Origin of the sequence: Dapis purpurea BLCC-M126 (assembly GCF_050015975.1) — a bacterium.
Taxonomy (GTDB): domain Bacteria; phylum Cyanobacteriota; class Cyanobacteriia; order Cyanobacteriales; family Microcoleaceae; genus Trichodesmium.
The window spans coordinates 45,300-58,489 of record NZ_JBNHER010000219.1 but is presented as its reverse complement, the minus strand read 5'-3'; the positions used below and the strand labels follow the sequence as shown (position 1 = coordinate 58,489).

Sequence of the window (13,190 nt, the reverse complement as noted above, 5' to 3'; positions counted from 1 at the left end):
GGTCTTCAGTATCCTCTTGTTGAGCTTCAGTATCTTCTTGTTGGTCTTCAGTATCCTCTTGTTGGTCTTCAGTATCCTCTTGTTGGTCTTCAGTATCCTCTTGTTGAGCTTCAGTATCTTCTTGTTGGTCTTCAGTATCTACTTGTTGAGCCTCAATATCTTCTTGTGATACCTTCTGTACCACCATTTCTACTACCACATCTTGGCCTTCCAGGTCGGGTAAGCCCAGTTGTTCTAAAAACTCTTGTGTTCTCTCGTCCATTAGTTGATTAACTCCTTAATTGTCCATAATTTTCTACCTTATTATATTATATCACTTTATTATCTTCGACTCCTCACTTAAGTGGGAATACAAGCTAATGAAATTAAAGACAATACGCGGAAGTCATAATTTAAAATTCAAAAGTATTGGTTAGTAAGGCTTTTAGGATTTAGTAACTGGTCAGTTATTTCTGCCATCCTCCACTAGTATTTGTAGCAAACATTTATAAAATTGGTATAACACATCTAAAAAATTATCAAAAAATGGGTGCCTTAGACTCCACTTTGTTCCATTAACACACACTACTGGACTGTTTCACCTAAAATAGTGCATTAGCTTTTCTGATAATCACCCCATTCCCCCATCACCCCATCCCCCCATCCCCTCATTTTCTAATGCAACATTTAAGATGAAACAGTGCACTACTGGATTGTTTAACCTAAAATAGTGCATTAGCTTTTCGGGCTAAATTCTTGCTATAGATAGATTCCAGCATTTTTATAAAGCAACATTTAAGGCGTGTCAGTCCACTACTAGCGCGTCAAGCTTGAAATGGTGTGTTGCGAGCAACAAGCGAAGACCTCTCCCCTAACCGCTCTCCTGCTTTTGATAGGGGATAAATCCCCCCCAAGGGGGTTAGGGGGTTAGGTTTTTAATCCACATTTTCAAGCTTGACGCGCCATTCTACAATTTAAGATGAAACAATCCACTACTGCTATTAAACTTTTCAATTTATAGCTAAAATTAATTATCCAATTCTCAAAGCAGCATCTCCAAAAGGTAGTGCATCAGGGACAGAAATAGTAGTAAAATCAAAAAAGAAAGTCGCACTTCTAACTTCTTCTGCCACTGAATTATTCACAGTACCAAGAATAATATTATTTTCCTCTTCTTCAGCTTCTATTTGAATAATCGTACTATCGCCTTCTTGAATAAAAGAAAGAGTAGATATTTGCTCCGAAACACCAATTCTATCCCCTTCAGAAAAATTAAAATCTTCTATCGTATCAGCATTATCTTCTTCATTGTCAATTACTGCCAAAACAAAAGTATCTGCACCAGCTTCCCCTAGCAAATTATCTGTACCAGCATCACCAATTAAAATATCATTTCCTTCACCACCAGTTAATACATCACTATCTTTACCACCTCGTAAAAAATCATTTCCTTCATCACCAAATAAAGTATCACTATCTAAATTACCATTCAGAAGATCATCATCTAGACCACCAGATAACAAATCTAATCCTTTTCCACCTCGAAGATAATCGGAACTATCTCTACCATCTAAACTATCATCTCCCTGATTACCATTAATAACATCATTAATTATTGAACCTGTAATTTCATCATTTCCTTCCAATCCCAATACACCAAATACTTCTTGAGATAATTCTGTAGAAATTTCAAAAATATCATCTCCTTCTGTTAATACTTGAAAAAAATCAATAGGTAATGGGATATTAGCGCGATTAACAATATTAATAAAATTATTGAGCAGGGATGTATCAGTAATAATTTGTGAAACTCGGCTAGGAATTATTCCTTGTGTAACTCTAGCAGCAGTAATACTATCGCCTAATTCTATTTCTTCTATGACATCTAACCCATCTATTACATTACCAAATATGGCAAATCCACCATCTAATACTGATACATCATTCAAGGGAATATAAAATTGAGAAGATGCTGAATTTAAAACCTGTGTACGAGCCATTCCAATAGCACCTGCTACATTTGGTAATTGTACGGGAGGAGGAACTATTTGATTGTAAAAAATTGGTTGTCCTAGCCCTAAAGGCTTAATTTCTAATGGAATAAATCGAAATTGATTTGTTATTGGATCGATAAAATTACCACTGCCTAAAAGTTCCAAAGGGATATCTGGATTTCTACTAAAAGGATCGCCTCCTTGAACTAATGAAAATTGTGGTTGATTTTCTATACGATGAAATCTCACACCATCATAAAAATTTCGTTCTACTAAATCAACAAAATTACCTCCAGTTATTGGTGCATTGAATCCATCAATCTCGATGGTAACGATTTGATTGTCAATGATCATTAATACTGTTGCTAGACCTGATATTTGCAGTAAATTTTCTTCCATTTTTATTTAATTTAATCGGAAATTTTTTTGTACAAGTTATTTATTTTAGAATAAATTTTAATTCTCTCTCAATACTATCAATAACTAATTCGACTTGTACCTGACAATAATTTAATCACTTTCTGACTAATAGTTGATGGTTGTTTGCGCCGCATTCCGCAGGAAATGCTTAACCATATTTTTCCTGATACCATTTCTCTGTAACAATGTACTTGATAATTCTTATCTAGATCTGAATTTTACTGACAGCTATTATCTTTATATTAAGTGTAACCTTATAGAGAAGTTCCATTAGGCGTTTTGCTGCGAGACATGAAACCCTTAGTGGTAGGTAGCACTATCACTACTCTTACCAATTTATCTAAAATCTAAAAACTGTTGCGCAATAGTTAAATACTGAAGTTGATTTTTTCATCCCCTAGAATTAGGGGAAGCTGGAGACCTTATCTTTTAGTCAATTTTCAAATAATTGGTTAAGACAGTTACTAGAAAGACAGGGGAGAAAATTTAATAGCTTACCCATCAAATCAATCTTGACAAACTATTTAGATCCTCATCTAAATGGGACAATACATAGGCAATTTTCTACATAAAATTTGTTCCCAAATTTATGTAAACTTATATGAAGTAGAGTTTTTATCATAAATTATGACATCTCGTCGGCATTTTAATACCATATTTTTAGCTATTTGTCTAGCTTTGATAACTTGGTTTAACTTTATTCCCAATGTTTGGGCACTTGGAGGTAAACTACCTGAGTTATACCAACCAGCACCAGAATTTACCCTACCGACTAATACAGGAGATGGGGAAATTTCTTTATCAGATTATCGTGGTGAGTGGGTAGTGCTTTATTTTTACCCCAAAGATTTTACTTCTGGTTGCACAATTGAAGCGCGTAGGTTCCAGCAAGATTTACCAAAATATATTTCTAGAAATGCTCAAATTTTAGGCGTTAGTGCAGATGATATAGATTCTCACGCAGACTTTTGTGATTCTGAAGGTTTAAAATTTCCATTGTTAGCTGATACTGACGGAACTGTTAGTAAAGCTTACGGTTCATGGCTAAACTTTTTTTCAATGAGGCATACTTTTATTATCGACCCAGATGGAATGTTGCAGGAAATTTTTCTAGGAGTAAGACCGCCTATTCATAGTCAAGAAGTTTTAGCTAGTTTAGATGAATTGCAGCAGAGTTAATTAATATAGTAGGGAATAGGGAATAGGGAACAGGGAAAAGTTGGAAAAACATTTCCTAGTCTAAGATTTATCATCAGTCTATGTCCTAAACCAATTCTTTCTTAGCTATATCAAATTTTGTAAAATCATAATTAAAGTAGAGATGTTTTATTAAACATCTCTATATTATTACTTCTTAAACTTCTTCGTTAATCCTAACAATAATTATTCATTATTAATGGTTGATAGCTGATAGCTAAGAGCTGTTTCGCACCATCCGGTAGGAAATCCTTACATTACAATTAAATTATCTGGCTGTATTTCACATTGTTTAAAGACAAAATTTACTACAGCAAATAATTTATCTAGTTCATAGATAATACAAGGAGTAATATTTGTAGTAAATTTGTCAAATCCTAATTTGCTAAATTCCCATGTTACACCATTAGAAATAATACTAAAAACAATAATTGTATTTTCTCTATTTAATCTTTGAGCAGCAATCATCTCTGCTAAACATTGTGCCGAATCTGTTTCAAAGTTATCTTGTTTAGCTTCAACTCAAATAAAATATGGTCTATCAAAAAAACTTTACCTAAAGGCGAACTTTTAGGCAAAATATATTCAGGAAATCCTGATAATTGTTCATCACAACTTTAAAGATTGATGACTCCATCAAATAAAATTTTGGCGGTAGATTTTCTAAACTTCCTTGAGAATGGGATAAATAAGATTTTCACAGATAGCAAATTCTGAATTATCAACAACAGAATCCCGTATGGTAAGTTCTAAATCTTCACGGAAGTAATCAGAAATATTAAAGGGTATTTCGCTGATAAAATTTTCTTCAGTGTAAGTAAATTGAAATTTTTTAAGAACTTCACCAATAGTCTTGAAATTACTCAAAGGCATTTTTTACCTCTTCAATAATTGATTTTGTTGCTTGCCAATTTTATAATCAATTCATAAATTCACAACAGAAGTTCTAAACAAATAACTACTTTTGATAAATTTAATTCAGTCAATTTGAACAGGTTTTGACTATTTATAGAACTACAAAAAAGTGTTAGGACATTGATACAATAGTATTTTCTCTTTTCTACTCCCTATAAAAACTAATTTATGCTGAAATTACTTAATAAAAGATTATTTTGGTACTTAGCATTACCAATAATTGTAATAAATGGTTGGGCTTTACTACAAATATTCCAATATTTTAGTCGAATAATTACAATAACTGTATCTGCAACATTACTCTCTTTTCTGCTAGATTACCCAGTACTTTTTTTAGAGAAACATGGAGTTAAAAGACATAGAGCAGTTATTTTAGTATTTTTAGTGGCATTAGTAATAATATTAGTTTTGGGAGTTATTCTAATTCCCTTGCTATTAGAACAACTGACTGGATTAATTGAAAAATTTCCTAGTTGGCTCGAATCAGGAAATCAACAATTAGAATTATTTGACCAATGGGCATCTAAGCGTCAATTACCGATTAATTTCACAGTTTGGACAAACAGATTTACAGAAAGTTTATCTTCTCAGTTGGAATATATTACAGGAGAAATTATTAGTTTTGTTCTGAATACAGTAGGTAGAATTTTTGATATTTTAATCACCATAGTTATTACTTTTTATCTAATGCTACACGGCGATCGTCTTTGGAATGGAATATTTAATTGGTTCCCTAATCACCTAGAGATTCATATCCGCAAATCATTTAGACAAAATTTTGAAAATTATTTTATTGGTCAAGCAACACTAGCTTGTTTGATGGGTGTTTCTATGACCCTAAGTTTGTTATTTCTAGGAACTCCTTTTGGTTTATTATTTGGTATCGGAATTGGGTTTATGACTTTAGTTCCTTTTGGTACTGCTTTGGGTGTAACTCTCGTCAGTTTATTAATAACTTTAGAAAATTTTTGGCTCGGAATAAAAGTTTTAATTGTGATAGTCTTAATCGAACAAGCAATTGAAAATTTTGTTGCCCCTAGAATACTAGGAGGGTTTACAGGTCTCAATCCTGTTTGGATTTTACTAAGTTTATTAGTGGGGGCGCAAGTATGGGGAGTATTAGGTTTATTAATCGCTGTACCTGTGGCAGGTTTTGTCAAAAATACTGTTAATTATCTCCGCTACTATGCAGAATTTAATCCATAGGAAAATCAATAAGTCAATCTACTAGAGGCATAATTAATTTGGAGATTAAAAAAGCTAATTTCATCATCTAATAGTATTTCTCAATGGCTTTGTTGTATCTTAAATCCCAAACTAATTCATTCTTTTTCGTGACTCCTTCTTAAATTTCAAATTTCATGCTGCAAAAAGAGTCTTCTATTTTGCTCTGTGTACCTTAATTTTTCTTCAATAGTCTGCCAATCTTCTTGTTCAAGATCTTGAATAAACCCATCAATTTGGTCACGAAAAGAATAGAGCGATCGCAAAACCTCTAAACGATTATATTGGGCCATCATTCGTCCTAACTCTGGATTGCCTCCTCCCACCCGGCTAGTGTCACGGAAACCAGAACTAGCTAACTCTTGTGCTAACTTAACAACAGTAGCATTACTCTCACTCATACAAGCAGAAATTAAACTAGCACTGGCCATCACAGGCAAATGAGAGATCCAAGCAACAGCTTGATCATGTTCGTGGGGGTTACAAAAATAAACTTGACTCTTGAGCAACCTAGCTATTGCCTCAACTTTCTCCACAGACTCCAGGGGAGTATTTTCATTAGGAGTCAGCACATAAGGTCTATCTTGAAATAAACCCAATTGAGCCACTTCAATCCCACTTTCTGCTTTGCCAGCCATAGGATGTCCACCTACAAAATTAGGCCAAAGTTGAGAAACACCTTCGAGAATAGGTGTCTTAACAGAACCCACATCAGTTAGAATTGCAGAGGGAGAAAGAAAAGGAATAAGCTGTTCTAGAGTAGGAATAATACCTGATATGGGAGTACAGATAAATATTAAATCAGCAATAGATAGTATAGATAGTTCCAAGCTAGCTTCATCAACAGCTCCAAGAGCAATTGCCTTTTGACAAGTTTGTTCTCGACGAGAGACCCCTAGAACACGATAACCCAAGGTTCTTAAATCCAATCCGATTGAGCCACCAATTAAACCTAATCCGACAATACCTATATTAATCATAATGTAATGGGTATGATACAAGGGTGCGCCCTAATGATAATCGAAGAACTTCAAGAAAAATATGCTGCTGGTGAAAGAGATTTTACTGACCTCAATCTTTTTGAGGCCAATTTAACTGGGATTAATCTCAGTGGCGCAAATCTTAGTGGCGTCAACCTCAGTGTTGCCAATCTCAGTGGTGCAAATTTAACTGATTCTAATCTTAGTAAAGCTAAACTTAATATCACTAAACTTAACGGGGCGCATCTTAGTGGCACAAACTTAAATGGCGCTGATTTAAATGTAGCTAATCTAGTTTTAGTTAATTTGAAAAAAGCTCAATTAATTGCTGCTAAATTGATTAGAGCAGAGTTGATTAGGGCAGAATTAAGTGGTGCAAATCTTTCTTTAGCTGACTTAAGTGGAGCTAGTCTTGTTGAAGCTACACTCAGAAAAACTAATCTTAGTGGTGCTAATTTAAAGGGAGCTAACCTGCGTTTTGCTTCTCTTACAGGATCTAATCTAATAGAAGCTAACTTGCAAGGAGCAGATCTTAGTGGTGCAGACCTTAGTGGTGCAGACCTCAGTGGTGCTGAATTGAGACAAACTAATCTGACTGGTGCTAATTTGAATGGGGCTGATTTAAGTGGGGCTAACCTACGTTGGGCTGATTTAAGTGGAGCTAAATTGAAGTCGGCAAGTCTCAGTGATGCTAAACTCAGTGGTGCTGATCTAAGTAGAGCAGATTTATCCCAATCTAACCTTTTAAATGCTAGTCTGGTTCATGCTAATTTATCAAGTGCCTGTTTAATTGAAGTAGATTGGATTGGAGCAGATTTAACGGGGGCAACTTTAACAGGAGCCAAAATTTTTGGCGCCTCTCGTCTCGGAATTAAAACAGAAGCAGTAAGCTGTGAGTGGCTTGATTTAAGTCCTAATGGAGATAAAAGTCAAGTTTATTCTCTTAATTCTGGCAAAATTAAAAGTTTCTTTCATGAAACTCTTCCTCAAGTGAAGATTATTGTTGATAGTTCCTTAGATAGTTCTAGTCATTATGCTCTAGCTGCAACATATTATCAAATCAGTAAGTATTTACCAGAGCTAAATCAACCTCCTTCTATAGAAGTTAATTCTTGCAGAACAATAATTTCGTTTCCAATGAACAGTGATGAAAAGCTATTTGCTATTGCTTATATTGCTATTATACCTTTTCATGATTCTACTAAAACCCAAGAGAATATTATCAGTATTGTGAAAATACTTAAGTCTCAAGATATAAATTATTTAACTCCTGTAGTAGCTCAAACAATTCGGCAGTTAAGTACAGTTTTAACTAAATCAATTAAACAAGTTAATCAAATTAAGAAGGACAAAGCATTGCTGAAATTTTGCAATGGAATTAAATTTTTTCAGACAGCAACAAGAATAACTATAATTAATTCCAGTAGTCAAAAATTTAATGTCTACCATCATCCTACATTTGGTAAGCGAATAGTAAATAAAGTTAGTCAAAATCGTGAAGTAGAAACCATAACTCAAGTACCTCAAACAGAACCATATTCTATTAATACAATTATTGATTTTATTGATGGCTTTCATAAATCATAAATTTAATCTTTAGAGAATAATTTTTGAGTAAATATGGAAATATAAGTATGAATAACTAATTCCTCAGCTATTATTTTTTATCTTTCAAGGCTAATTTGAACTAGTCACTTAATTAATAAAACTAATATTATACAAGCTAATGTGTAAAAAATAATATTAGAAATAATACAGGTAAAGAAGAAGGAAAAAATTAAGTTAGAATCAATTCATAGAGAAGGAATAAAAATTATATAACTGTGTACAAAAAATAATCAGTGATATTCAGAGCAACCCTTAATTTGCAGTCAAGATTAGTAAATTAATTATAAATAGAAAATACTGCATACAGAATCTCTACATAAATTCAATATTTTTTATTATTTCAAATTAAATTAATAGAATATTAAAGTCCATTATGTGGTGTATGACATACAGTGGCAGTAGGTTAAATACAAGTTTTTTTAAGTTTCAAATTAACGATTCATTTTTGTTAGGATAATATACTATAATTACTGTACGATATTTACATATAATAGACTGTATAATGTAAAAAAAATAAAGTCAAACAATATCAAAGATTTTATTTTTTTATTTCCCTAGAAATACAGTAAAGTAAAAATAGTATATTTTAACTATTCAAATCTATGATCAGAGCAAAAAAATCAACTTTCAAATAAATATATTCTAAAAATATGAATCGAGAAGAAATACTTCAACAATACACAAAAGGAGAAAAAAACTTTACAGGTATTATTCTGTGTGAAGCCAATCTTAGCAAAGTTAATCTCAACCAGATTAATTTAAGTCAAGCAGTATTAAATCTGACTAATTTCAGTGAAGCTAATCTTAGTGAAGCCAACCTAAATGGAGCCAAACTAAATGTATCCAGACTTACTAAAATTAATCTAACTAATGCCAAACTTAACGGTGCAAATCTCAATCTTGCTAACCTAATTCAAGCTGATTTAAGCAATGCTGAATTAATTGAAGCTAAGTTAATTAGAGCAGAATTAATTCGGGTAAATATGAGTAATGCTAATCTCAAAGGTGCTAATTTAGCAGAGGCTGATTTAAGAGAAGCTATTTTAAAACAAGCTAACCTACAATTAGTAGACTTACATTCTGCTCGTTTACGAAGTTCTTGCCTAGCTGATGCTAACCTAGAAAGAGCTAATTTACATAAAGCAAATCTTGGTAAAGCTGATTTGAGAGGAGTGAACTTTAATAATGCTGAACTTAGACAAGCTAATCTCTCTCTCTCTAATTTAAGTCAGGCTAATTTTAAAGGAGCTAACTTAACAGAGGCTGATTTAACAGGAGCTAATTTGAGTGGAGCTAATCTTGATTCAGCTATACTCAATAGCGTAAATTTACATGGGGCAAACTTGCATAATTCTAATTTGTCTAATGCTGTTTTAGTTAATGCTGATTTAACCAAAAGTAATTTAATTCATGTTAGTTGCGAAGGAGTAGATTTAACATCAGCAACCCTAACAGGTAGTAAGCTCTATGGAGTATCACGATTTAGGATAACTGCGGAAAATATTACTTGTAATTGGGTTGATATGAGTTTCAATGGTGATGGTAGCAAAATTATCAACTTGACTCCAGAACAATCTAAGCTTTTTTTTAATGCTAGTCAACCCACTATAAAAGTTAAAGTTGATGCACCTTTAGATCCTGATTCTCATTTAGCTTTAGCTGCTATCTATCGTCAAATTTATAAACAGTATAATCTCTTGGGATTACCTCCTAATATTGAAGTAAATTATAAAAAAACTATATTATCAATTCGAGTAGATAAAGATGAGCAATTATTTCCTACTGCATATCTAATGATTTATCCATTTAAAGTATCTACATTAACTCAAAATTATTTTTTCAAATTAATCGATCAAGTTTCCCAATACTACTCTAGAAATTTAGATGTTAGAACATCCAATCGTTTTGCGAAGATTAGGGTAAGCCTTAATAAAATGAAAAGAATAATTGATGAACTAAAAGCTAATAATACTCAACCTCCTCAAATACAAAATTTAAAGTTTTTTAGTTCCCTTCTTAAAATTAAGATAGTTAATTCAATAGGAGAAGATTTTTGTCTAACAAATAGTTTAGGTTATAGCGAAGCCATCTCTAATTTTTTCATCAAAAAAGACATAAATCAAGAATACTTAGTTAACTCTTTTATAGATAATCAAGAATTTTATAAAAGCTTAGTATTATTTGTCAAAAATCTTGCTGAATAATTGAATTTCAAGGTATAGAGTTTGGAGCTAATTAAGGCGAAAAACTAATTTGAAAAAATTTCTAATACCAAATATCAAAAATTTTGCTACATTCTCCTGAGAGTAGGAAGTATAGTTCAAGCGAATAATACCAATTTCCATGCATTAATCCTATGTTTTATTAGTTTTAAAGAAGGTATTGCATTATTTTTGGGAATTGGTATAATACCAAATATCAAAAGTTTTACTAAATATTTTTTGTCGTCAGGAGTGATAAGTTAACATTTTTAAATACCAAGTAATAAAGAAAACATAGTCAAAATCAGTAATGTTTGGTATTAGGTTTTGGCTAAAAGTACCTGAATCATTTTTTTATATAGGTTTTCAGGTAGATGAATTATATAGTCAAAACGATAACCCTTGTAGGGACGTTCAATGGAACGTCCCTACTTTGTTCTACTAGAATGAAAACTGCTGTAATTTATCATACTGATAGTAATAAATCTGTAAAAGAGCCAAATCCCGAAATAATTTAATAGCAATTTGATAAAAGAATGTTAAAAAACTTTGTTTATAGGAAATAGAGAATAGGGTATGTCAGTAGATATTTATTAAATCACGAAGTTAAAAACCCTTGATTTCTACCTTGACCGAATAATTAATAATTATTAATTAAATACCTTGGTTAAAAGACTCTCATTGGATAGAGGAAAAAGCAGTTGTTTCGGAGCATTCCGAAGGATGGGATGGCGAGGTTTCCCCCTCTTCATAGAGCCGCTCCGCTTTTCATGTCAGCGACAGCCGAAGTGCGTTTGCGCTAGCATTCCGATAGGAAAGTTGTGCGCTAGCTAAACGCCATATCCAATCAACCAAGAGAAAAGTGCTAGGATATTTCCTTATATTCAATTCCGTTACGGTTTTAACCAGAGGTAATTATCTATTATCCATTAATGAACCAGCTTATACACAGGTTTAATTTTTTATTGACAAATACGCTCTAATTATAGTCATCTTAAAACAATTGAAAAAGCTATAGGGTTTCGCAGGAAGCGTGAAGTAAACTTTTCTTTTTTATTTTCTTTTCCCTATTCCCTATTCCCTAACACCTAGAATTTTGTACATCACCAGTATAAGAATTATTATATTTAGTAAACTTGACTACTCAATAACAAATGTCAGAAGAAATATTAAAAAGATACGAATTAGTCAAAAAATATGCACAAGGAAAAAGAAATTTTGCTGCCATCAACTTGACAGAAGTTAATCTGAGTCAGATGAACTTGAGCAAAACTAATCTCAGTAATGCTATTTTATTTGTCTGTAATCTCAGTGGTGCAAATCTTAGTGAAGCCAATCTTACGAAAGCTAATCTCAATATAGCCCGCCTCAGTAGTGCCAATATGAAAAAGGCTATATTAAATCAAGCAACTCTCAATGTGGCCAATCTAGTCCGAGCTAATCTGAGTGAAGCTCAATTAGTAGAAGCTACCTTAGTTAAAGGAGAATTAGTTAGAGTAGAATTAACTCTAGCTAATCTTACCCAAGCCAATCTCAGTGGTGCCGACATGAGAGAGGCGAATATCACAGAAGCTAACTTAAGTGAAGCCAACCTAAGTGGCGTGAACCTCAGATTTGCTTTAGGACAAAAAAGTAATCTAGAAAAAGCTGACCTTCATAATGCGGATCTAACAAAAGCAAATCTAGAAGGGGCTAATTTTACTAATTCTGAATTGAGACAAGCCCATCTAAGTATGGCTAATCTCACGAATACTACATTTAATGGGGCTAATCTGAGATGGGCTATTCTCAATGGAGCTGACTTAACTGATGCTGACCTCAGTAATGTTAAATTAAGTGGAGCTAATCTTCGTGGAGCGAATTTAACTAATACAAAATTAACGAATGCTAGCCTAGTTCATGCTGATTTAACTGAAGCCAATTTAGTCAGAGCTGATTTAGTGGGAGTAGATTTATCGGGAGCAATTTTAACCGGAGCAAAACTTTATGAAGTTCCTAGATTAAATCTTAAGGCCGAAGACATTGTTTGTGAATGGATTGATGTTAGTCCTGATGGAGATCGTAGTCAAGTTTATCACTTTAAATCATCAGCAGAATCTAAAAGATTTTTTAATCACAAATCCCCAATAGTTCAAATTATTGTTGATTCAACTTTAGACCTGAAAGCTAATGTGGCTCTTACTACAACTTACTATCACTTGGCTAAGGATTACGATTTTATTAACCGTCCTCCCAGTATTGAAGTTCACTATCAAAGAACTATTTTGAGTTTTAGAGTAGACAGTGATGAACTATTATTTATACTAGCATTTATAGCTATATTACCTTTTGCTGATGCTAAAAAAGCTCAAGTTAACATTATAGAAATTGTCAAAAATAACCCTTTACAAAAAATCAATGCCAAAATTTTAGAATTAGAAATCGGTATGGAACAAGTCATCCAAAAAAATCAGAGAATTAAAAAAATTATTGACTCTGTTAGACGCAAGATTACTTTTTTTTCAGCCCCTACTCAGTTAATTTTAAATAATTCAAGTGGTAAGAGTTTAGTAGTAAGTAGCAATCCAGATTTTGGGAAAAAAATCTGTAAAAATATAGATGAACAAAAATTCTCTTTACCCCCTGATAATAAGGTAGCTGATTTTATTAATAGCTTTTATCACTTTGGTTAA

At 32.6% G+C, this 13,190-nt stretch carries 10 protein-coding genes; 5 read left to right on the top strand and 5 right to left on the bottom strand.

Annotated features, from left to right (window positions below; genetic code table 11):
* Window positions 1–262 (bottom strand): hypothetical protein (locus tag ACP6PL_RS19630; RefSeq protein ID WP_426546959.1); only part of this gene is annotated, 262 nt, incomplete at its 3' end.
* 748 nt (window positions 263–1,010) lie between these two features.
* Window positions 1,011–2,372: a peptidylprolyl isomerase gene (locus tag ACP6PL_RS19625; RefSeq protein WP_426546958.1), complete on the bottom strand. Its 1,362-nt coding sequence runs from the start codon at window positions 2,370–2,372 to the stop codon at window positions 1,011–1,013.
* A gap of 648 nt (window positions 2,373–3,020) precedes the next feature.
* Between ACP6PL_RS19625 and ACP6PL_RS19620 the strand changes: the two genes are divergently transcribed.
* Window positions 3,021–3,572 (top strand): peroxiredoxin, encoded by a 552-nt coding sequence (locus tag ACP6PL_RS19620; RefSeq protein WP_426546957.1) that lies wholly within the window; start codon window positions 3,021–3,023, stop codon window positions 3,570–3,572.
* Window positions 3,573–3,842: 270 nt separating this feature from the next.
* On the opposite strand, the gene ACP6PL_RS19615 is transcribed toward ACP6PL_RS19620, so the two are convergent.
* Window positions 3,843–4,058, bottom strand: a complete 216-nt coding sequence (locus ACP6PL_RS19615; RefSeq protein WP_426546956.1) for a hypothetical protein — start codon at window positions 4,056–4,058, stop codon at window positions 3,843–3,845.
* A gap of 195 nt (window positions 4,059–4,253) precedes the next feature.
* Window positions 4,254–4,463 carry a hypothetical protein gene (locus tag ACP6PL_RS19610; RefSeq protein WP_426546955.1) on the bottom strand — a complete coding sequence of 70 codons (210 nt, stop codon included), beginning with the start codon at window positions 4,461–4,463 and terminating at the stop codon, window positions 4,254–4,256.
* A 210-nt stretch (window positions 4,464–4,673) separates the two neighbouring features.
* Between ACP6PL_RS19610 and ACP6PL_RS19605 the strand changes: the two genes are divergently transcribed.
* Complete coding sequence (locus ACP6PL_RS19605) at window positions 4,674–5,711, top strand: AI-2E family transporter (protein ID WP_426546954.1); 1,038 nt, start codon at window positions 4,674–4,676, stop codon at window positions 5,709–5,711.
* A 146-nt stretch (window positions 5,712–5,857) separates the two neighbouring features.
* On the opposite strand, the gene ACP6PL_RS19600 is transcribed toward ACP6PL_RS19605, so the two are convergent.
* On the bottom strand, window positions 5,858–6,706 hold the full coding sequence (locus ACP6PL_RS19600; protein ID WP_426546993.1) for a prephenate/arogenate dehydrogenase: 849 nt from the start codon (window positions 6,704–6,706) through the stop codon (window positions 5,858–5,860).
* A gap of 36 nt (window positions 6,707–6,742) precedes the next feature.
* Here ACP6PL_RS19600 and ACP6PL_RS19595 point away from each other — a divergent pair, with 36 nt between their 5' ends.
* The 3 genes from ACP6PL_RS19595 to ACP6PL_RS19585 all read left to right on the top strand — a co-directional run bounded on the left by ACP6PL_RS19595 (window position 6,743) and on the right by ACP6PL_RS19585 (window position 13,190).
* Window positions 6,743–8,296, top strand: coding sequence for a pentapeptide repeat-containing protein (locus ACP6PL_RS19595; protein ID WP_426546992.1), 1,554 nt, complete (start codon window positions 6,743–6,745; stop codon window positions 8,294–8,296).
* 671 nt (window positions 8,297–8,967) lie between these two features.
* Window positions 8,968–10,521 carry a pentapeptide repeat-containing protein gene (locus tag ACP6PL_RS19590; RefSeq protein ID WP_426546953.1) on the top strand — a complete coding sequence of 518 codons (1,554 nt, stop codon included), beginning with the start codon at window positions 8,968–8,970 and terminating at the stop codon, window positions 10,519–10,521.
* 1,151 nt (window positions 10,522–11,672) lie between these two features.
* Window positions 11,673–13,190 carry a pentapeptide repeat-containing protein gene (locus ACP6PL_RS19585; protein ID WP_426546952.1) on the top strand — a complete coding sequence of 506 codons (1,518 nt, stop codon included), beginning with the start codon at window positions 11,673–11,675 and terminating at the stop codon, window positions 13,188–13,190.